17 protein-coding genes and 1 tRNA gene are annotated in these 20,970 nt (G+C 64.6%); 10 read left to right on the forward strand and 8 right to left on the reverse strand.

Features of this window, described 5'->3' with window-relative positions:
- Nucleotides 1-17 precede the first annotated feature (17 nt).
- Nucleotides 18-94 (forward strand) — tRNA-Asp (locus ASE39_RS06690).
- A 154-nt stretch (nucleotides 95-248) separates the two neighbouring features.
- Here the strand turns inward: ASE39_RS06690 and ASE39_RS06695 are convergent.
- The 3 genes from ASE39_RS06695 to ASE39_RS06705 all read right to left on the reverse strand — a co-directional run bounded on the left by ASE39_RS06695 (nucleotide 249) and on the right by ASE39_RS06705 (nucleotide 3,153).
- Nucleotides 249-1,007, reverse strand: coding sequence for a 3-hydroxyacyl-CoA dehydrogenase (locus ASE39_RS06695; protein WP_010465781.1), 759 nt, complete (start codon nucleotides 1,005-1,007; stop codon nucleotides 249-251).
- Nucleotides 1,008-1,133: 126 nt separating this feature from the next.
- Nucleotides 1,134-2,186, reverse strand: coding sequence for an extracellular solute-binding protein (locus ASE39_RS06700; protein WP_057224906.1), 1,053 nt, complete (start codon nucleotides 2,184-2,186; stop codon nucleotides 1,134-1,136).
- 418 nt (nucleotides 2,187-2,604) lie between these two features.
- Nucleotides 2,605-3,153, reverse strand: a complete 549-nt coding sequence (locus ASE39_RS06705) for a phasin family protein (RefSeq protein WP_010465778.1) — start codon at nucleotides 3,151-3,153, stop codon at nucleotides 2,605-2,607.
- Nucleotides 3,154-3,354: 201 nt separating this feature from the next.
- Here ASE39_RS06705 and ASE39_RS06710 point away from each other — a divergent pair, with 201 nt between their 5' ends.
- From ASE39_RS06710 to ASE39_RS06740, 7 genes are all read left to right on the forward strand, one after another.
- Nucleotides 3,355-4,299 carry a histone deacetylase gene (locus ASE39_RS06710; RefSeq protein ID WP_057270618.1) on the forward strand — a complete coding sequence of 315 codons (945 nt, stop codon included), beginning with the start codon at nucleotides 3,355-3,357 and terminating at the stop codon, nucleotides 4,297-4,299.
- A complete protein-coding gene (locus ASE39_RS06715) occupies nucleotides 4,296-4,781 on the forward strand; it encodes a thioesterase family protein (protein WP_057270619.1) in 486 nt (161 codons plus the stop codon). The genes ASE39_RS06710 and ASE39_RS06715 overlap by 4 nt, the downstream gene beginning before the upstream one ends.
- 199 nt (nucleotides 4,782-4,980) lie before the next feature.
- On the forward strand, nucleotides 4,981-6,201 hold the full coding sequence (pncB, locus tag ASE39_RS06720) for a nicotinate phosphoribosyltransferase (protein WP_010465772.1): 1,221 nt from the start codon (nucleotides 4,981-4,983) through the stop codon (nucleotides 6,199-6,201).
- A 66-nt stretch (nucleotides 6,202-6,267) separates the two neighbouring features.
- On the forward strand, nucleotides 6,268-7,680 hold the full coding sequence (locus ASE39_RS06725) for a sodium:proton antiporter (RefSeq protein ID WP_057270620.1): 1,413 nt from the start codon (nucleotides 6,268-6,270) through the stop codon (nucleotides 7,678-7,680).
- Between the two features lie 173 nt (nucleotides 7,681-7,853).
- The gene (locus ASE39_RS06730) at nucleotides 7,854-8,849 is read left to right on the forward strand and encodes a D-glycerate dehydrogenase (RefSeq protein WP_057270621.1); all 996 of its coding nucleotides are present in this window, start codon (nucleotides 7,854-7,856) and stop codon (nucleotides 8,847-8,849) included.
- A 78-nt stretch (nucleotides 8,850-8,927) separates the two neighbouring features.
- The gene (rmuC, locus tag ASE39_RS06735) at nucleotides 8,928-10,769 is read left to right on the forward strand and encodes a DNA recombination protein RmuC (protein WP_057270622.1); all 1,842 of its coding nucleotides are present in this window, start codon (nucleotides 8,928-8,930) and stop codon (nucleotides 10,767-10,769) included.
- Nucleotides 10,766-11,962 carry an MFS transporter gene (locus tag ASE39_RS06740; RefSeq protein ID WP_057270623.1) on the forward strand — a complete coding sequence of 399 codons (1,197 nt, stop codon included), beginning with the start codon at nucleotides 10,766-10,768 and terminating at the stop codon, nucleotides 11,960-11,962. The genes rmuC and ASE39_RS06740 overlap by 4 nt, the downstream gene beginning before the upstream one ends.
- A gap of 102 nt (nucleotides 11,963-12,064) precedes the next feature.
- Here the strand turns inward: ASE39_RS06740 and ASE39_RS06745 are convergent, their stop codons facing one another.
- From ASE39_RS06745 to ASE39_RS06765, 5 genes are all read right to left on the reverse strand, one after another.
- Nucleotides 12,065-12,928: a TIGR00730 family Rossman fold protein gene (locus tag ASE39_RS06745; RefSeq protein WP_010465765.1), complete on the reverse strand. Its 864-nt coding sequence runs from the start codon at nucleotides 12,926-12,928 to the stop codon at nucleotides 12,065-12,067.
- A 91-nt stretch (nucleotides 12,929-13,019) separates the two neighbouring features.
- The gene (crcB, locus tag ASE39_RS06750; protein WP_057270624.1) at nucleotides 13,020-13,406 is read right to left on the reverse strand and encodes a fluoride efflux transporter CrcB; all 387 of its coding nucleotides are present in this window, start codon (nucleotides 13,404-13,406) and stop codon (nucleotides 13,020-13,022) included.
- A 33-nt stretch (nucleotides 13,407-13,439) separates the two neighbouring features.
- Nucleotides 13,440-14,750, reverse strand: a complete 1,311-nt coding sequence (locus ASE39_RS06755; RefSeq protein WP_199864247.1) for a TRAP transporter large permease subunit — start codon at nucleotides 14,748-14,750, stop codon at nucleotides 13,440-13,442.
- Nucleotides 14,751-14,955: 205 nt separating this feature from the next.
- Nucleotides 14,956-15,492 carry a TRAP transporter small permease subunit gene (locus ASE39_RS06760; RefSeq protein WP_057270625.1) on the reverse strand — a complete coding sequence of 179 codons (537 nt, stop codon included), beginning with the start codon at nucleotides 15,490-15,492 and terminating at the stop codon, nucleotides 14,956-14,958.
- 2 nt (nucleotides 15,493-15,494) lie between these two features.
- Nucleotides 15,495-16,514 (reverse strand): TRAP transporter substrate-binding protein, encoded by a 1,020-nt coding sequence (locus ASE39_RS06765; protein WP_057270626.1) that lies wholly within the window; start codon nucleotides 16,512-16,514, stop codon nucleotides 15,495-15,497.
- 180 nt (nucleotides 16,515-16,694) lie between these two features.
- Between ASE39_RS06765 and ASE39_RS06770 the strand changes: the two genes are divergently transcribed.
- Together ASE39_RS06770 and ASE39_RS06775 are read left to right on the forward strand one after the other, a co-directional pair.
- The gene (locus ASE39_RS06770) at nucleotides 16,695-17,225 is read left to right on the forward strand and encodes a winged helix DNA-binding protein (protein WP_057270627.1); all 531 of its coding nucleotides are present in this window, start codon (nucleotides 16,695-16,697) and stop codon (nucleotides 17,223-17,225) included.
- Nucleotides 17,226-17,306: 81 nt separating this feature from the next.
- Entirely contained in the window at nucleotides 17,307-20,969 is a 3,663-nt protein-coding gene (locus tag ASE39_RS06775) for a hydantoinase B/oxoprolinase family protein (RefSeq protein ID WP_057270628.1), read from the forward strand.
- Nucleotide 20,970: the final 1 nt, after the last annotated feature.

The following is a 20,970-nucleotide window of genomic DNA, read 5'->3' on the forward strand; positions in this document are numbered from 1 at the left end:
CGAAAAGCTGCCTGCCAGGAGTGGTAGTTCAGTTGGTTAGAATACCGGCCTGTCACGCCGGGGGTCGCGGGTTCGAGTCCCGTCCACTCCGCCAGTCATCCACCGCTGCAGTCGAAAGGCTGCAGCGGTTTTTTTTCGCTTGTCTTCTATGCCGGCTTGCGTTCCTGAAATTCCGACAGAATATGCATAAAAATAGCTACCAGCGCTTTTCTATCAAGCGCTGGTAGCTATCAATAGAGTAGCAATTGTTAACGGGGAGCCAGGCGGATGGCGCCATCGAGGCGGATCACCTCGCCGTTGAGCATGTCGTTCTCGAAGATGTGTTGCACCAGCTTGGCGTAGTCCTGCGGTGTGCCCAGGCGGCTGGGAAAGGGCACGCCCGCCGCCAGTGCGTCCTGCACTTCCTGGGGCATGCCAAACAGCATGGGCGTGCCGAAGATGCCCGGGGCAATCGTCATGTTGCGGATGCCATTGCGGGCCAGGTCGCGGGCGATGGGCAAGGTCATGCCGACCACGCCGCCCTTGGATGCAGAGTACGCCGCTTGGCCAATCTGGCCGTCATAGGCGGCCACACTGGCGGTGGAGATCAGCGCGCCGCGCTCGCCCGTGGCCTCGGGCTCGTTTTTGCTCATGGCTTCGGCGGCCAGGCGAATCATGTTGAAGCTGCCGATCAGGTTGACCGTGACGGTCTTGCTGAACAGGGCTAAGGCGTGGGCCCCATTCTTGCCCACGGTTTTCTCGGCGGGCGCGATGCCTGCGCAGTTGACCAGACCCATGAGCTTGCCCAGCGAAACCGCCTTCGCTACCACGGCCTGACCGTCGGTCTCGTTGCTCACGTCGCACTTCACGAAAGCGCCACCGATGTCCTTGGCCACGGCTTCGCCTTTGTCGGCCTGCATGTCGGCGATGACCACCGTGCCACCCTGGGCTGCCAGCATGCGTGCCGTGCCTTCGCCCAGGCCCGATGCGCCGCCGGTGACGATGAATACCTTGCCCTTGATTTCCATGTTTTGTCTCCAGTAAGTGACGTTAACGTAAACGTCAATTATGAACCATGCACAGTGAAGGGCAAAAAAAAAGCCCGGCGAAAGCCGGGCTGCTGGGGCGCCAAAACGCCCAGGAGCCTGCACTGCTTACTGGAAGCCCACCCGGTCCAGCATCTGCTGAACCTTGGTCGTATTGGCGCCCACCGCGCTGATCGGGATGGTTTCGCTCTTGAATGGCTTGCCGCCGGTCATGGCCTTGAGGGCTGGGTTGTCCAGCGCGACGCCCTTGGCAGCGGGCCACTCATTGTTGCCGTTGGCAAAGTAGTTCTGGGCTTCCGGGCTGGCCAGGTATTCCAGGAACTTGACCGCATTGGCCTGGTTCTTGGAGTGCTTGGCCACAGCGCCGCCCGCGATGTTCAGGTGTGTGCCCCAGGACTCCTGGTTGGGGAACACCACGCCCACCTTGTTGACCACGGCCACATCTTCGGGCTTGGTGGAACGCATCATGCGCGCCAGGTAGTAGCTGTTGGTCACGGCGATATCGCATTCGCCAGCGGCCACGGCCTTGATCTGGTCGGTGTCGCCACCCTTGGGGGGGCGTGCCAGGTTGGCGACCATGCCCTTGAGCCAGGCTTCGGCCTTCTGTTCGCCCATGTGCTCAGTCACAGCACCGAACAGGCTCAGGTTGTAGGGGTGCGAGCCAGAGCGGATGCACAGCTTGCCCTTGTTCTTCGGGTCGCCGAGTTCCTCGTAGGTATCGACATCCGCCTTGTCCATCTTGATCTTGTTGTAGACCACCACGCGGGCTCGTGTGGACAGGCCAAACCACGAGATGCTGCCATCTGCCGCCGGATTGCTGCGCAGGTTGGCGGGGATGGCGTCGTTGAGCACCTTGGACTGGATGGGCTGGAACAGGCCATCGACTTCGCCCTTGTACAGGCGGGCGGCGTCCACCAGCAGGATCACGTCCGCAGGCGAGGCAGCGCCTTCGGCTTTCAGGCGCGCGAGGATGCCCGCGTCGTCGGCATCCACGCGATTGATCTTGATGCCAGTGGCCTTGGTGAAGCCTGTGTACAGCGCTTCGTCGGTGGAGTAGTGGCGGGCCGAGTAGAGGTTGACCACTTGTTCCTGGGCATGGACAGCGCCTGCGGCGGCGGCCAGGGCACAAGCGCTCAGCAAGGCTTTCACAGTCTTCGACATGGATGCATCTTTCGGGGTTGTAACTCCGGCGATGATAAAGCAAACACGAATTATTCTTAATAAAGGCTGGGGTGAGTGCGGGGATTGGTGCGAAAGCCTGATGCAGCGCAAACGCGAGGCGCGTTGCTGGGTGCGCGGAGTGGGGGGCGGACGGGACCATCACTCCGGGTGTGTTGTGTGGCCCGCTCATGTGTTTGAAACCCGTGGCAGCCAGTTCCAGCGACATGCATCCAACACGGACGCAAAAAAAAAGCCCGGTCATGAACCGGGCTTTAAAAGGATCCCTGAAACGGGGGTTTCGAGAGGATCCAAGGAGACAACTGATGCACTGTGGAAGAGGTCCGCAGCGCGTGGTTGAATTATCAGGGTATTCCCTGAATGCGGCCTAGAGTTTGCACTCCAGACCACAGGTGCTGATTTAGCGCTTGCGGGGAGCCGCAGTCTTGGCGGCGTTGGCAGCGGTGCTGGCCACGGCGTTGAAGTTGGCTTCGGCCACGTCAGACGCTTGCTTGACGGCCTTTTGCACCGACTCAAATGCGTTGTTGGCGGCAGAGACGGCGCTCTTCATCACAGCCACGGCCGTTTCGGAACCGGCAGGGGCGTTCTTTGCGGCGCTGTCCACCAGGTTGGTGAAGGCTTTTTGCGCGTCGGTGGTTTGGCTTTCGAAGGCCTTGCCGAATTCGGCGCCCGTGCCCGAAGCGATGTCATACAGGTGACGGCTGTAGGCAGCGGTCTTTTCAGCCAGAGGCTGGAACAGGCCAGCTTGCAGGGCCAGCAGTTCTTGTGCGTCCTTCACGCCCAGGACGGCCTGGGTGTGGTTGGCGGCTTCAGACAGGGCAGCGCGCGAAGCGGTCACGTTCAGTTCCACCAGCTTTTCCACGCCTTCGAAGGCCTTGGTGGTCAGACCAAACAGGGTTTCGATGTTGGCTTTGTGCGAGGCCAGGATTTGTTCAGCGGTCAGCGTCATGTCATATCTCCTAAAAATGAGGGCCCTAGAGGCCAGGGTGGTTCACAGACATCTGCGCTGGCCCTGACTCGGTAAAGTCATGTTGCAGTGCAGCATGGGTTGAATTTTAGGGGCTTCGTTCACTATTGCAAGGGTTTTTTGTTGCGGTGCAGCAAATTAGGGACGACCACCCAGAAATCCGCCGTTCGCCACAATCTCGTCATGCACGCCTACTACGCAGACCATTTTGTGCTGCCCCTGCCCGAGGGCCATCGGTTTCCCATGGCCAAGTACCGCCTGCTGCGCGACCGGATCGCGCAGCGCCTGCCCGGTGTGTCGCTCCAGGTGGCCTTGCCCGCATCCGACCGCGAATTGGCGTTGGCCCATGCGCCTGACTATATCGACGCCATTGCCGACGGCACGCTGCCGCCCCTGGCCCAGCGCGAGATCGGTTTCCCCTGGAGCGAGGCCATGGCCGAGCGCGCGCGGCGCTCTGTAGGGGCCACGGTGGCCGCGAGCCGCGTGGCCTTGCGCGAAGGGGTTGCGGGCAACCTCGCTGGGGGCACCCACCATGCCTATGCCGACAAGGGCAGCGGTTTTTGTGTGTTCAACGATGTGGCAGTGGCCGCCCGGTTGATGCAGGTGGAATGGGCGCGCGGCGGGGGCGATGGACGCGCAGCCCGGCCGCTCCAGGTGGCGGTGATCGACCTGGACGTGCACCAGGGCAACGGCACGGCGCACATCTTCAGGGGAGACCACAGCGTATTCACGCTGTCACTGCATGGGGCACGCAATTTCCCGTTCCGCAAGGAGCCCAGCGACCTGGATGTCGAGCTGCCCGACGGCTGCACCGACCCTGACTACCTGCAGGCCCTGGAGCAGGCGCTTGATGCCCTGGAGCAGCGGTTTGCGCCCCAGCTCGTCTTCTATCTGGCCGGCGCCGATCCGCACGAAGGCGATCGCCTGGGGCGGCTGGCCGTGACGCACGATGGCCTGGAGGCGCGCGACCGGCGTGTGTTCGACTGGGCCTGGCAGCGGCGCATTCCCCTGGTTTTTGCCATGGCCGGGGGTTATGGCCGGAACCTTGACGACACGGTGTTGGCCCAGCTCAACACCTGGCGCGTGGCCTGGCAATACCACCAGCGCTGGCAGAATGTGCGGCCATGACTTCTGCCGCCAGCACCACCCCTGCCACTGCGTCCGCACTGGTCGCCCGCCCGTCCCCGCAGCCGCGCAGCGCTTACCAGGCTTTTCGCCCCATCACCACACGCTGGGCCGACAACGACGTGTACGGCCATGTGAACAACGTCGTGTACTACAGCTGGTTTGACACGGCGGTGAATGCCCACCTGATCGACCAGGGCGTGCTCGACATCCACGCGGGCGGCACCATCGGCCTCGTGATCGAGACCCAGTGCAATTACTTCGCGCCGCTGGCCTTCCCGCAGACGGTGGAGGCGGGCATTCGGGTGGCGAAGCTGGGCAGCTCCAGCGTGCGCTACGAAGTGGGCCTGTTCGCGCAGGGCGAGCCCATGACCGCCGCCGCCGGGCACTTCATCCATGTGTATGTGGACCGCGAAACACGCCGCCCCGTGCCCGTGCCCGACGCACTGCGCCAGGTGCTGCAGGCGCTGGTGGTCGCGGGTTAAGCGCCTGCAGTGCTTTTGCTATTGATTTAATAGCTGCTAGCGCTTGTTCATCAAACGGTAGGGCCGTTTTTGGCCTGAAACGCTTGTGCCGGCAGGGTGGTGGCGGCCTTCAAAGCGCCGCACGGCGGCATGGCCTACACTTTGCGGCTTTGCTGCACGGCCTTTTGCGTCCCCGGCCTTCTTTGCGCCCGCACCGACCATGATCATCACCAGCCTGCTCGACACCGACCTGTACAAGTTCACCATGATGCAGGTCGTGCTGCACCAATTTCCCGGTGCGCAGGTCGAATACAAGTTCAAGTGCCGCAACCCTGGCGTGCAGCTGGCACCATTTGCCAACGAGATCCGCGACGAGATCCGGTCGCTGTGTTGCCTGCAGTTCCAGGATGCCGAGCTGGCCTACCTGCGCTCGCTGCGCTTCATCAAGAGTGACTTCGTGGATTTTCTCGGGCTGTTCAAGCTCAACGAGAAATACATCACCGTCACGCCCCAGCACAACGGCGAGATCGAGATTTCCATTCGGGGCCCCTGGCTGCACACCATCCTGTTCGAGATCCCGGTGCTGGCCATCATCAACGAGGTCTACTTTCGCAATACGCAGAAAGTGCCCGATTTCCTGGAAGGCCGCAGGCGCCTGGATGCCAAGATCGCGCTGCTGCAGGGCGAAGGCCTGTCCGACCTAAAAATCGCCGACTACGGCACGCGCCGGCGCTTTTCCCGCGCCTGGCACGAGGAAGTGCTGCGCGTGCTGGTGGCCCGCCTGGGCACGGGCGACCGCCGCCCCGGTGCACCTGCGGGCCCCGGCCAGTTCGCGGGCACCAGCAACGTGCTGTATGCGATGAAGCTGGGTGTGACGCCGCTGGGGACCATGGCGCATGAGTATTTGCAGGCCTGCCAGGCGCTCGGGCCGCGCCTGCGCGACAGCCAGGTGTTCGGCTTCGAGATGTGGGCCAAGGAATACCGCGGTGACCTGGGCATTGCGCTGTCGGACGTCTACGGCATGAGCGCCTTCCTGCGCGACTTCGACCTGTATTTTTGCAAGCTGTTCGACGGCGCGCGCCACGACAGCGGCGACCCGTTTGCCTGGGGCGAGCGCCTGCTCGACCACTACCGCAAGAACCGTGTGGACCCGCTGACCAAGACGCTGATCTTCAGCGACGCGCTCACCATTCCGCGCACGATCGAGCTGTACCAGCAGTTCCGTGGGCGCTGCCAGCTGGCGTTCGGCATTGGCACCAATCTCACCAACGATCTCGGCAGCCCGCCTGCCCACGAGCCGCTGCAGGTGGTCATCAAGATGACGCGCTGCAACGACCAGCCCGTGGCCAAGCTTTCCGACACGCCGGGCAAGGGCATGTGTGATGACGAGAAATACCTGGCCTATCTGCGCCAGGTGTTCGACATTCCCTCTCCCGCGTGATGGGGGCGTGCCCGGGGGCCACCCTGCTGCGCCCTTTTTTTTGACCATGAGATGGAGACAAGAATCTTGAAATTCTCGCGCGGGCTGGCGTTGGCCGGCCTTCTGGCCACGCTGCCGGGGCTGGCCATGGCGGCTGACATTGATGGCAGCACGCTGTCGGTGCTCTGGGGTGTGCCGTTTGCGGGCATCCTGCTGTCGATTGCGCTCATGCCGCTCATGGCACCGATCTTCTGGCACCACCATTTCGGCAAGGTCGCAGCGGCCTGGGGCCTGGTATTTCTGGTGCCGTTTGCCATCACCTTCGGGGCCGGTGTGGCGGGCGCGAGCCTGGTGCATGCGCTGGTGGCCGAGTACATCCCGTTCGTCATTTTGCTCACCGCGCTGTTCACGGTGGCGGGCGGCATCTTCATCCGGGGCAATCTGCATGGCAGCCCCGGGCTGAACACCACGATCCTGGCCATTGGCGCGGTGCTGGCCAGCTTGATGGGCACCACGGGGGCATCGATGCTGCTGATCCGCCCGCTGATCCGCGCCAACGACAACCGCCGGCACACGGCGCATGTGGTCGTGTTCTTCATCTTCATCGTGTCCAATGCAGGGGGCTCGCTCACGCCGCTGGGTGATCCGCCCCTGTTCCTGGGGTTCTTGAAGGGCGTGGACTTTTTCTGGACGGTGGGCCACATCTTCCCCGAGACCCTGTTCCTCGTGGGCACGCTGCTGGCCATCTTCTTCGCGCTGGACTCCTGGTACTACCACCGCCGCGAAGAGGTGCTCAAGGCCGACCCGACACCCGACACGCCGGCCATCGGCTTTGACGGCAAGGTCAACTTTGCCCTGCTGGGCGCCGTGGTGGCGCTCGTGCTGGTCAGCGGCTTCTGGAAGTCGCCCGTGGTGTTCAACCTGGCGGGCACGGAGGTGGGCCTGCCCGGCATCGTGCGCGATGCGGGGCTGGTCATCGTGACCTTTCTGTCGCTGTGGCTCACGCCTGGCAAGGTGCATGAAGACAACCAGTTCGGCTGGGGGCCAATGCAGGAGGTGGCCAAGCTGTTTGCGGGCATCTTCCTCACCATCATTCCGGTCATCGCCATGCTCAAGGCGGGCGCCAACGGCCCGTTCGGCGCCATCATCGCGGCGGTGACGCGGCCCGACGGCTCGCCCGACCCGGCCATGTATTTCTGGGCCACGGGCATCCTCAGCTCGTTCCTCGACAACGCTCCGACCTACCTCGTGTTCTTCAACACCGCCGGAGGCGATGCGGCCACGCTCATGACCACGCTGGCCCCCACGCTCGCCGCCATTTCGGCGGGCGCGGTGTTCATGGGCGCCAACACCTACATCGGCAATGCCCCCAACATGATGGTCAAGGCCATCGCCGAAGACCGGGGCGTGAAGATGCCGAGCTTCTTCGGCTACATGCTGTGGTCGGGCGGCATCCTGGTGCCGTTGTTCGTGGTGATGACCTTCCTTTGGTTTAGGTAATGCACGTCCCCCTGAGCGGTTGTGCCGCTTCCCACTTCTCTCGCAGCGCTGCGCGCTGCGGGAAGGGGGACGCCGCCCTCGCTGCAGGGCGGCCTTTGCTCGGCGGCCACTGGCTTTTGGCCACGCCAGTTTCACAGGGCGACGTACCTCGCGAATGCATTGGAGATTGAAATATGAGCAAACCCCGCATCCTGATCGCGCGTGCGATCTTCCCCGACATCGTGGACCGCCTGCGCCAGCACTTTGACGTGCAAGACAACCCTGAGGACGTGATCTGGAGCCCTGCCGAGCTGGCCGAGCGCCTGGCCGACAAGGACGGCGCCTTCACGACCGGCAGCCAGCGCATCGACGCCACGCTGCTGGCCGCCGCAACGCGCCTGAAGATCGTGGCCAACATGGCCGTGGGCTACAACAACTTCGACGTGGATGCCATGACGGCTGCCGGCGTGCAGGGCACCAACACACCCGACGTGCTGACCGAGACCACGGCCGACTTCGGCTTTGCGCTGCTCATGGCCACGGCGCGCCGCATGACGGAGTCCGAGCACTACCTTCGCGCCGGGAAGTGGACCAAGTGGAGCTACGACATGTTCGCGGGCTCGGACATCCACGGCAGCACACTGGGCATCATCGGCATGGGGCGCATCGGGCAGGGCATTGCCCGGCGCGGGGCGTTCGGTTTTGGCATGAAGGTGGTCTATCACAACCGATCGCGCCTGTCGCCCGCGCTGGAAGCCGAATGTAAGGCTACGTACGTGGGCAAGGAAGAGCTGCTGCGCACGGCAGACCATGTGGTGCTGGTGGTGCCCTACACCGCAGCCTCGCACCACACCATCGGCGCGGCCGAACTGGCGCAGATGAAGCCCACGGCCACGCTCATCAACATTGCGCGGGGCGGGATTGTGGATGACGCTGCATTGGCGGTGGCGCTGCGCGAAGGGCGCATCGCGGCGGCGGGCCTGGACGTGTTTGAGGGCGAGCCCCGCGTGCACCCCGACCTGCTCACCGTGCCCAACGTGGTGCTTACGCCCCACATCGCCAGCGCGACGGTGCCCACGCGCCGTGCCATGGCCAACCTGGCGGCCGACAACCTGATTGCCTTCTTCGACGGGCGCGGGCCGCTTACACCGGTGAACCAACCCGTTTCGACGACCACAGCGCCGCGCTGAACTTGATATTTGCATAAAAATGGCCGCTGGCGCTTATCTGTATTACGCTGGTAGCTATCAAAATAATAGTAATAGCCCTTGACTACCGACACCCTCGTTTTGCTGGCCGTGTTGGCCCTGGTTCTGGTTCTTCTGGTGCTGCTGCTGGTGCGCCGCCCCCGGGTGGACCTGCCCCCCGAATGGCTGGCGCGCCTGCAGGCGCTGGAGCGGACGGCGCAGGCCACCCAGCTGGCCGTGGCCAAGAACGACGGTGCCCTGGATGCGCTGGCCCAGCAGCTCAGCGGCTTCACCCAGACTACACAGCACACGCTGGAGACCCTGCGCCATGCCGTCGATGAGCGCCTCGCCCAGGCCGTGACCGAGTCCCGCAATGGCCGCGCCGAGCTTCTGGCCGCGTTCGGGGTGTTTGAAGCCAGGCTGGAGCAGCGCCAGACCGCGCTCGATGCCTCGCTGGCCCAGCGCTTCGATGCCCTGCAGCAGGCTGTGGCCGGGCGGCTCGAGGAAAGCAGCAAGGCTTTGCTGGCCCACCTGGCCCAGGGGCAAAACGATGCGGCCACGGCGCGCAAGGAACTGTCGGACACCCTTGCGGGTTTTCGCACCGAACTCACCACCACCACGGCGGCGCTCGCGGCCGAAAGCGTCAAGTCGCGCGAGGCCATGGCCGAGAGCACGGCGCTGTTTGAAAAGCGCATCCAGGAGCGGTTCGAGGCGCTCACGCAGGCCACGCGCACCACGCTCGACTCGCTCAAGGGCGACCTCCAGAGCCAGCTGGGCACCATGTCCGGCGCGCTCAAGGACCAGCTCGAAGCCAACGGCAACCAGATCCGCCACCAGTTCTCGGTGTTGCAGGATGCCGTCTCGCAGCAGCTCACGGGCATGTTGCAGGGCAGCCAGACCAATGCCGAGCAACTGCGCAACGCGCTCAACGAACGCCTGGCCGCCATCCAGGCCGACAACTCCACCAAGCTCGAAGAAATGCGCCGCACGGTGGACGAGAAACTCCACGCCACGCTGGAGCAGCGCCTGGGCGAATCCTTCAAGCTGGTGAGCGACCGGCTCGATCAGGTGCACAAGGGCCTGGGCGAAATGCAGACGCTGGCCGGCAGCGTGGGCGACTTGAAGCGTGTGATGACCAACGTGAAATCGCGCGGCACCTGGGGCGAAATGCAGCTGGGCGCCATCATCGACAACGTGCTCACGCCCGACCAGTTCGCGCGCAACGTGAAGACTGTGCCGGGCAGTGATGAGCTGGTGGAATTTGCGATCCGCCTGCCGGGCAAGAGCGACGAGCACCCGGTCTGGCTGCCCATCGACTCCAAGTACCCCGTGGAGCAGTACCAGCGGCTCATGGACGCGCAGGACGCGGCGGACAAAACGTTGATTGCGTCGGCGGGCAACGCCTTCGAGACCTCGATCAAGCTTGAGGCGAAGAAGATTTTTGCCAAATACGTCTCGCCCCCGCACACCACGGATTTCGCTGTGCTCTATCTGCCCACCGAAGGCCTGTTCGCCGAGGTGATTCGCCGTCCCGGCCTGGTCGAGGCCATCCAGAACGACTGCCGCGTGATGATCACCGGCCCGGCCAACCTGGCGGCCATGCTCAACAGCCTGCAGATGGGTTTCAAGACGCTGGCCATCGAAAAGCGCTCGTCCGAGGTCTGGAGCCTGCTGGGCATGGTCAAGACCGAGTTCGCCAAGTTTGGCGATGTGGTGGAGGCCACCAAAAAATCCATCGACGCTGCCGCCAAGCGTTTTGACGAGGTGGGTGTGCGCACCCGTGCCATCCAAAAGCGCCTGCGCGATGTGCAGGACCTGCCTGCGCCACCCGGTGCCGCTGGCCTGCCCAGTGCCGGCCTGCCGCTTCCCGGCGGCGGCGCGGCAGTGCTGCCCGGACTGGACCCTGAGGACGATCCGCTGTGAACGGGGCCCTGGCCCGCCTGATCGCAGGGCAGATCTGCGTGCACGGCAGCATGGCAGGCATGCGGCTGGCCGCGCCCCTGCTGGCCCTGCGCGAGGGCTACAGCGCCGCCGCCGTGGGCTTGCTGGTGGCGCTGTTCGCGCTCACCCAGGTGTTCCTGGCCCTGCCTGCGGGCCGGTATACAGACCGCCGTGGCCTCAAGCGCCCGGTGGGCTATTCGGTGGCCGTGGCATGTGTGGGCGCTGGGCTGGCGGTGGTGTTCCCGACCTTTCCCGTGCTGTGTATTTCAGCCCTGCTGACCGGTGGCGCCGCGGGGGCTGCCACCATCGCGGTACAACGCCACGCGGGCCGTGCCGTGCATGACGCCACCGAACTCAAGCAGGTGTTCAGCTGGCTGTCCATCGGCCCGGCGGTGTCCAACTTCATCGGCCCTTTTGCGGCAGGGCTGGCCATCGACCACGCCGGCAGCGCCCCGGGCAGCCTTGAAGGCTACCGCGCGGCCTTTGCGCTGCTGGCGCTGCTGCCCTTGCTCAGCTGGTTCTGCGTGCGGGGTACGCAGGAGTTGCCTGCGGTGGTCGCCGCTTCGGCCAATGGGGGCCCGCCGCAGCGCGCCTGGGATCTGCTGAACGACGCGCCGTTTCGCCGCCTGCTCATCGTGAACTGGCTGATCTCGTCGTGCTGGGATGTGCACGCTTTTGCCGTGCCGCTGCTGGGGCACGAGCGTGGGTTGTCGGCGGCGGTCATTGGCACCATCTTCGGGGCGTTTGCGATTGCGGCCACCGTGATCCGCGTGCTGATGCCCTTTGTGGCCAAGCGCTTGCGTGAGCGGGGCGTGATGGCTGGCGCGATGCTGGTGACGGCCGTGTTGTTTGCGGTGTACCCGCTGTTGCAAAGCGCCTTTGCCATGGGGCTGTGCTCCGTGCTGCTGGGCCTGGTGCTGGGCACGGGGCAGCCCATGGTGATGAGCCTGCTGCACCAGATCACACCCTCGCACCGGCAGGGCGAGGCCCTGGGCCTGCGCCTCATGGCCATCAACGCATCCAGCGTGCTGATGCCCCTGATGTTCGGATCGGCCGGGGCGGTGATTGGCGTGAGCGGCCTGTTCTGGGTGGTGGGCGCGGCGGGACTGGGCGGCGCCCGTCTGGCGTGGCGCATTGGCGGCGAGAAAAAGCCGCACGGGGAGGGGCCTGTATAGGGCCCACCGGTCTGCTCAAGGGCCGACAAGACTCCCGTCCATGAGCCCCATGAACAGCGCGCCTGTATGCCGTCCGGTCGCGCTTAGATCGTGAACACGTTCTTACAGTTGATAGAACGACTTGATCAGCTCCCACGCCTCTTGCGGGTCGTCGGTGTAGTGAAAGAGCTTGAGGTCCTGCGCCGAGATCGTGCCTTCTTCGACCAGCACCTCGAAGTTGATCAGCCGCTTCCAGTAGTCCGTGCCAAACAGGACGATGGGCACGGGCTTGGCCTTCTTGGTCTGCACCAGCGTGAGCACCTCGAACAGTTCGTCCAGCGTGCCAAAGCCCCCGGGGAACGCCACCAGGGCCTTGGCGCGCATCATGAAGTGCATCTTGCGCAGCGCAAAGTAGTGGAACTTGAAGCTCAGGGTGGGCGAGATGAAACGGTTGCCGCTTTGCTCGTGGGGCAGGGCGATGTTCAGGCCCACGTTGAGCGCGCCCACGTCATGCGCGCCGCGGTTGGCGGCCTCCATGATGCCGGGGCCACCGCCGGTGCAGATGTAGATGCGGTCTGCGGGCTGCTGGCGCTCGCTGTGCTCGGCCACCACGCGGGCGAACTGGCGGGCCAGGTCGTAATAGCGCGCGTTGCGCACGGCCTGGCGGGCGCGCTGCAGGCGCACCTCGTCGCCACTGGCTTCGGCTTCGGTCAGCTGGGCTGCGGCCTCGTCGGGGGCTACGAACCGGGCGCTGCCATAGACCACCACGGTGTTCTCGATGCCTTGCTCGGCCTGGCCCAGGTCGGGCTTGAGCATTTCCAGCTGAAAGCGGATGCCGCGTGTCTCGCGGCGGAACAGGAATTCGGGGTCGGCAAACGCAAGGCGGTAGGCGTCGGCGTGCAAGGGGTTGCCGTTGGCGGCGTGGCTCTGCAGCTCCGCCCAGGCATCGGCAAGGCGGCGTTCGTTGAGTTGGGTATTGGCGTCCATGGCAGGTCGGGAAAACGCGGCGCAACCGTGCGGGTGCAATGGTCGGGCGTGGGTTGAACGTGTGGCAGTGGCTGCCGGTATCGTCCGATTATCAGGCACGCCCCGCGAGCAAAAAAGTGGCGCTGTGGATGCCGAGCACCGTCAGCGCCAGCGAGCCCGCCAGGTGCATGCCGGTGGTGCCCAGTGCCAGCAGGTAGCGCTGCTGCTGCAGCATGCCCACCACTTCGGCCGAGAAGCTGGAGAAGGTGGTGAGGCCACCGAGAAAACCCGTCACCAGGGCCAGGCGCCATGCCGGGTCAAGCTCTGGAAGTGCCTGGAAGATGGCGACGCAGATCCCCACCAGGTAGCCACCGATCAGGTTGGCCGCAAGGGTGCCCCAGGGAAGCACGGCCCCCTCGGTGTTCAGCCACAGGCCCAGGCGCCACCGTGCCAACGCACCAATGCTGGCTCCGAGGGCGATGGCGATGGCAGCGAACATGAGGGTGCTGATCGTACCCTGGGCTGGACCGAGCTACTTCTCCGCGCCCATGACCAGATCGGGAAGGATGGTCACGATCTGCGGAAAGATCGTGATGAGTGCAATGCAGACCACCAGGCACAGGAAGAACGGAATGGCCGCACGCGCGATGGTGTTGCTGTCCTTGCCGGTCATGTTCTGCAGCACGAAGAGGTTGAAGCCCACCGGCGGGGTGACCTCGGCAATTTCGACCAGCAGCACGATGAAGATGCCGAACCAGATCAAATCGAAACCAGCCTGCTGGATCATGGGCAGCACCACGGCGCTGGTCAGCACGATCATGCTGATGCCGTCGAGCGCCGTGCCCAGCACCAGGTAGACCACCACCAGCACGCTGATGAGCGCGAACGGCGACAGCTGCATGGCGTTGACCCACTCGGCCAGCTCGCGCGGGATGCCGGTGAAGGCCATGGTCTTGGTCAGAAAGGCCGCGCCCGCCAGGATGAACATGATCATGCAGCTGGTGCGCGTGGTGCCCATCAGCCCGTCCTTGAAGTTCTGCCAGGTGAGCGACCGGCTCCACAGCGCCAGGCCCAGCGAGCCCACCACGCCATACGCCGCGCATTCAGTCGCGGTGGCGTAGCCGGTGATGAGCACGGTGACGATGAAGACGATGAGCACGCCCACGGGGATCAGGTTGCCGGACTTGCGGATCTTCTCGCGCAGCGTCGAAGGCGGGTCGGCTGCGGGCACCTTGTCGGGGTTGCGCAGGCTCCACCAGCCGATGTAGCCCGAGAACAGCAGCATCAGCAAAATGCCCGGCAGGAAGCCCGCGAGGAAGATGCGGATGATGGACGCGTCGGCCGCCACGGCATACACCACCATGGTGATCGACGGCGGGATCAGAATGCCCAGCGTGCCGGCCGTGGCCAGCGACCCCAGTGCCAGCTTCTCGTCGTAGCCGCGCTTCATCAGCTCGGGCAGGGCCACCTTGCTGATGGTGGCGCACGTTGCGGCCGACGAACCCGACACCGAGCCGAAGATGCCGCAGCCCAGGATGGTGGTGTGCATCAGCCGCCCGGGCACGCGGTTGAGCCAGGGCCGCAGGCCCTCGAACATCTCTTCGCTGAGCTTGGTGCGAAACAGGATTTCGCCCATCCAGATGAACAACGGCAGCGCCGCCAGCTCCCAGCTCGCATTGCTCTCCCAGAACGCCGAGAACAAATTCTTGGCCGGCTGCGTGGAGGTGAAGAACGCCTGCCCCACCCAGCCGCAGATCGCCAGGGTCATCGCGATCCAGACACCGCCGGACAGCAGCACCAGCATCAGTACCAGCAGGACGCCGCCCACCATCAAGATATCCATGTCGAACTTTCTGGGCCGCCCGGTGCTATGTCCCACACGGCCTGTTGTTATCGGTAGTCACTCGTTGCGCACTCATTGCGTTGCGCTTTCCACCCAACGCAAAAAACTGGCGCTACCCAAAACCAGTGCCACCGTGGAACCGGCTTCGCCGGGCCACCGGTGGCGTCCCCCTCAGGGGGAAGGCGCGCAGCGCCTCAGGGGGGCTTCATATGTCAGAGGAAAAATCGCCCTTGGCATGGCGCTCTTCGACGGCGCGCACGAAGGTGGGCACGCCGCCGCGCAGCACGATGATGAATTCATCGACCACGGCCACCCACAGCAAAATGGATCCGAGCGCAAAGCTCAGCTGCGGAATCCACAGCGGCATGGGCAGCAGGCCCTGCGAGATGTCGTTGAACTCCCAGCTCTCATAGGTGTAGCTGCAGGCCGCCCACATGAGGTAGCCCACGGCCACCGACCCGATGGCCAGCGACACCACCTCGAGCTGGCGGCAGCGGCGCGGGGACAGCTTTTCCAGCAGCAGCGTCACGCGCACGAAGTCACCGTGCTTGAAGGCATGGGCCATGGCCAGGAAGGCGGCCGCTGCGCAGAACCACGCCACGATGTCGTTGATGGCGCCCGTGCGCAGCCCCAGTTCGCGCATGATGCTCTGCGCGACCATGAGCGCGCAGATCAGCGCGATGAACGCGGCACCCACGGCGCCGGCAGCGAGGTAGATGCGGTCGAGCCAGCGGCGCAGCATGGTCACTTCTTGGCCGGTGCGGCGGCGGCGGCGGGGGCACTCTTGCGGTAGGCGGCGATGATGGCTTCACCCTCGGGGCCGGCCTTCTTGACCCAGTCGCCCAGCATGATCTCGCCCACCTGCCGCATGTCGGCCATCAGCTTGGGGGCAGGGGTGACAATCTTCATGCCCTTCTCGACCAGGGCTTTCTTGTACCACTCGGTCTTTTCTTCGCTGAGCTTCCAGCCGCGCGACTCGGCCTCGGCCGATGCCTTGAGCAGGGCGTCCTGGCTGGGCTTGTCCAGTGCATCAAAAGCCTTCTTGTTCACGATGACCGCGTTCTTTGGCAGCCAGGCCTGGGTGTCATGAAAGAGCTTGATGCTTTCGTAGATCTTGCTGTCATAGCCGGTGGAGCCGGACGTCATGGTGGCCTCGACCACGCCCGTAGCCAGCGCCTGTGATAGTTCGGCCGCCTGGATGGTCACCGGCTGCGCACCGATCAGCTCGGCGATCTTGGCCGTGGCGGGGCTGTAGGCGCGCCACTTGATGCCACGCAGGTCGGCCACCGAGGCCAGTTCCTTCTTCGAGTAGATGCCCTGCGGTGGCCACGCCACGGCATACAGCAGCTTCATGCCCTGCGTGCCCAGCAACCGGTCCAGCGAGGCTTTCTGGGCGTCGTACAGGCGCTTGGAGTCTGCATACGAGGTGGCCAGGAAGGGGATTCCGTCCACGCCGTACAGCGGGTTTTCGTTTTCAAAATTGCCCAGCAGCACTTCGCCCATGGGGGCCTGCCCACCTTGCACTGCGCGCTTGATCTCGTTGGCCTTGAACAGCGAGGCGTTGGCATGCACGGTGATCTTGAGCTTGCCCGCGCTGGCCGCGTCCACGTCCTTGGCGAACTGCATCAGGTTCTCGGTGTGGAAATTGCTGACCGGATAGGCGGCGGCCAGATCCCATTTGGTCTGGGCCATGACCGAGGTGGCAGTGAAACCAAAGGCCATTGCCAGGCAGAGGGCTGTGGCGGGGAAAATTCGACGCTTCATGGAGTGCTCCGCAAGGTGGATCGTGGGGGTAAGCCACTGTATATAAAGCAAGGGGCCACGGCATAGGTGTTTTGCCTAAACGCTGACAAATTGCCAACAAATCATTGTCATGCTGCCTACAATCGCCATTGCATATCCCGTGCCAGTTTTCCTTTTTTCTCCGAGGCTCTGCTGTCCATCATGAAATCCGCGTCCAAGGCCAAGGGCGATTCCGGCCCCATCGTGTCGTCAGCGCACCTCGTATCGGCGCAGAGTGCCGAGATGAGCGAATTCGAGTTCGGGCTCATCGTGGCGGGCAACGCCTTCCACCGCTGGGTGGCGCACTGCATGTCGGCGGCCGGCCTCAAGGACCTCACGCCGCTCGATGTGCTGGTTCTGCACCATGTGACGCACCGCGCGCGCGACAAGCGCCTGGCCGACATCTGCTTCATCATGAACGTGGAGGACACGCACCTGGTGAACTACGCGCTCAAGAAGCTGCAGAACCTGGGCGTCGTCGCGTCGCAGAAAAACGGCAAGGAAGTGACTTACGCTGCCACCGATGTGGGCCGCGCCTACGTGCAGCGCTACCGTGAGATTCGCGAAAGCTGCCTCATCGATGCGCTGCAGGCCGACGACGCGCTGAACCGCGACATCGGCGAGCTGGCCCGTTTGCTGCGTGTGCTCTCGGGCATGTACGACCAGGCGGCGCGTTCGGCCGCGTCCCTGTGATCTGTGCCCAGATATTTGAAGAAAACCATGCTCTAGCGCTTATTCAATAAGCGCTAATAGCTATCAAAAAGATAGTGATTCATGTCCCACCAAGTTTCGCCCATGTCCCGCTGGCAGTTCTGGATCGACCGGGGCGGCACCTTCACCGATGTGGTGGGCCGGCGGCCCAACCCGGATGGTTCGTTCAGCCTGGTCACGCACAAGCTGCTGTCCGAGAACCCCGAGCAGTACAAGGACGCCGCTGTGGCGGGCATCCGCCACCTGCTGGGTTTGAAGCCCGGCGAGGCGGTGACGCCCGAGCTGGTCGAGTGCGTGAAGATGGGCACCACCGTGGCCACCAACGCGCTGCTGGAGCGCAAGGGCGAGCCCACGCTGCTCATCACCACCAAGGGCTTCAAGGATGCGCTTCGCATCGCCTACCAGAACCGCCCGCGTTTGTTTGACCGGCGCATCGTGCTGCCCGAGCTGTTGTACGAGCGCGTGATCGAGGCGCAGGAGCGTGTGGGTGCACGGGGCGAGGTGATCGAGCCGCTGGACGAAGCCCACCTGAAAGAACGCCTGTGGGCGGCCTACGACGCGGGCCTGCGCAGCGCGGCCATCGTGTTCATGCACGGTTATCGCTACACCGCACACGAAGAAGCCGCCGCCCGCATTGCGCGCGAAGTGGGCTTTACGCAGGTGAGCGCATCCCACGCCACCAGCCCCATGATGAAGCTGGTGAGCCGGGGCGACACCACGGTGGTGGATGCGTACCTGTCGCCCATCCTGCGCCGCTATGTGGACCAGGTGGCGAGCGAAATGCCAGGCGTGAAGCTGTTCTTCATGCAATCGTCGGGCGGCCTCACCGATGCGCAGGTGTTCCAGGGCAAGGACGCGATCCTGTCGGGCCCCGCAGGCGGCATCGTCGGCATGGCCCGCACCGCCGGTTTGGCGGGCCACGACAAGGTCATCGGTTTCGACATGGGCGGCACCAGCACCGATGTGAGCCACTACGCGGGCGAGTTCGAGCGCGAGTTCGAGACGCAGGTGGCCGGTGTGCGCATGCGCGCGCCCATGATGAGTATCCACACCGTGGCGGCCGGCGGCGGCTCCATCCTGGGCTTTGACGGTGCGCGCTTTCGTGTGGGCCCCGAAAGCGCGGGCGCCAACCCCGGCCCCGCCAGCTACCGCCGGGGCGGCCCGCTGGCCGTGACCGATGCGAACGTGATGGTGGGCAAGATCCAGCCCGCGCATTTCCCACAGGTGTTTGGCCACGGCGCCAACGAGGCGCTGGACGGCGATGCTGTGGTGCAGAAATTTGATGCCCTCGCCACGCAGACTGGGCGTAAGGCCGAAGATGTAGCCCACGGCTTCATTCAGATCGCTGTGCAGCAAATGGCCAATGCCATCAAGAAGATCAGCGTGGCACGCGGCTACGACGTGACGCGCTACACGCTGCAGTGCTTTGGCGGCGCGGGCGGCCAGCATGCGTGTTTGGTGGCCGATGCTTTAGGCATGACACGCGTGTTTGTGCACCCGCTGGCGGGGGTGCTCAGCGCCTACGGTATGGGCCTGGCCGACCAGAACGTGATCCGCGAACAGGCGGTGGAAACCAGGCTCGTGCCAAACGCGCTCGCTGGCATTGAAACCACGCTGGACCAACTCGCCACCACCGCGCGCACCGAGCTGGAGCGCCAGCAGTCGGGCCGTGGCACAGCCGTGGTGCACCGCCGTGTGCACGTCCGTTACGAGGGCAGCGACTCGGCGCTCATCGTGCCGTTGGGTTCGATGGCCGAGATCACCGCCGCATTCGAGAACGCCTACCGCCAGCGTTTTGCCTTCCTGATGCAGGGCAAGGGCCTGGTGGTGGAGGCTGTGTCGGTCGAGGCCGTGGTGCCCGGCGACGCACCGGTGGAGCCGCGCCACGCAATGCAGCCCGCGCGCGAGGTGCCGCGCCGCAGCACCGTGCGCATGTACACCGGTGGTGTGGATGGAGTGGCCGCCTGGCACGACGCGGTCCTGGTGGTGCGCGAGGATTTGCGCCCCGGCGACGTGATCCCCGGCCCGGCCATCATTGCCGAGAAGAATGCCACCACCATCGTGGAGCCCGGCTGGGAGGCCGCGCTGACCGACCTGGACCACTTGCTGCTCAACCGCCGCGTGGCGCGCGCCGTGCAGCATGCCGTGGGCACCACGGTGGACCCGGTGCTGCTGGAAGTGTTCAACAACCTGTTCATGAACATTGCCGAGCAGATGGGGCTGCAGCTGCAGAACACGGCCTACTCGGTGAACATCAAGGAGCGGCTCGATTTCAGCTGCGCGCTGTTCGACACCGCAGGCAACCTCATCGCCAACGCGCCGCACATGCCCGTGCACCTGGGCTCGATGGGCGAGAGCATCAAGACGGTGATACGTGACAACGCCGGGCGCATGCAGCCGGGTGATGTGTTCGTGCTCAACGACCCCTACCACGGCGGCACGCACCTGCCCGACATCACAGTGATCACGCCGGTCTACCTGGTGGACAACGCCGAGCCCACGTTCTACGTCGGCAGCCGAGGCCACCACGCCGATGTGGGCGGCACCACGCCGGGCTCCATGCCGCCGTTCTCGACCCGCATCGAAGAAGAGGGCGTGCAGATCAACAACGTGAAGCTGGTGGAGCGCGGTGTGCTGCGCGAGGTGGAGATGATTGCTCTGCTGGAAAGCGGCGAATACCCCTCCCGCAACCCGCAACAGAACATGGCCGACCTGCGCGCGCAGATCGCCGCCAACGAGAAGGGCCAGCAGGAGCTGCGCCGCATGGTGGGCGAGTTCGGGCTCGACGTCGTGCTGGCGTACATGAACCACGTGCAGGACAACGCCGAGGAATCGGTGCGCCGCGTGATCACGCGCCTGAAGGACGGTGCGTTCACGCTGCCACTGGACAACGGCGCGCAGATCAGCGTGGCCGTGAAGGTGGATGCCAAGAGCCGCAGCGCCACCATCGACTTCACCGGCACCAGCGCGCAGCAGACGAACAACTTCAACGCGCCCACGGCGGTGTGCATGGCGGCGGTGCTGTATGTGTTCCGCACGCTGGTGGACGACGACATTCCGCTGAACGCGGGCTGCCTGAAGCCGCTCAACGTCATCATCCCGCCGGGCAGCATGCTCAACCCCAACCCGCCAGCCTCGGTGGTGGCGGGCAATGTGGAGACTTCGACCTGCATCACCAATGCGCTGTACGGCGCACTGGGCCTGATGGCGGCGGGGCAGTGCACCATGAACAACTTCACCTTTGGCAGCACGCGCTACCAGTACTACGAGACGATCTCGGGGGGCAGCGGCGCGGGCGGCGTGTGGGATACCAACGGGCAGCTCACCGGTGGCTTTGCAGGCACCAGCGTCGTGCAATGCCACATGACCAACTCGCGCCTGACGGACCCCGAGGTGCTGGAGTTCCGCTTCCCCGTGCGGCTGGAGGGCTACGAGATCCGCAAGGGCTCGGGCGGCGCCGGGCAGTGGAAGGGCGGTGACGGTGGCATCCGCCGTGTGCGCTTTCTGGAGCCGATGACGGCCAGCATCCTGTCGAACGGCCGCCACCATGGCGCGTTTGGCATGGCGGGCGGCCAGCCGGGGGCCGTGGGCATCAACAAGGTGGTGCGCAGCGATGGCCGTGTGGAGCTGCTGGACCACATCGGCCAAGCCGAAATGCTGCCGGGCGATGTGTTTGAAATCCACACGCCGGGCGGCGGTGGATTCGGGTCTTCAGGTCAAAAATAGG

This window comes from Acidovorax sp. Root267 (assembly GCF_001429215.1).
GTDB lineage: Bacteria > Pseudomonadota > Gammaproteobacteria > Burkholderiales > Burkholderiaceae_C > Acidovorax > Acidovorax radicis.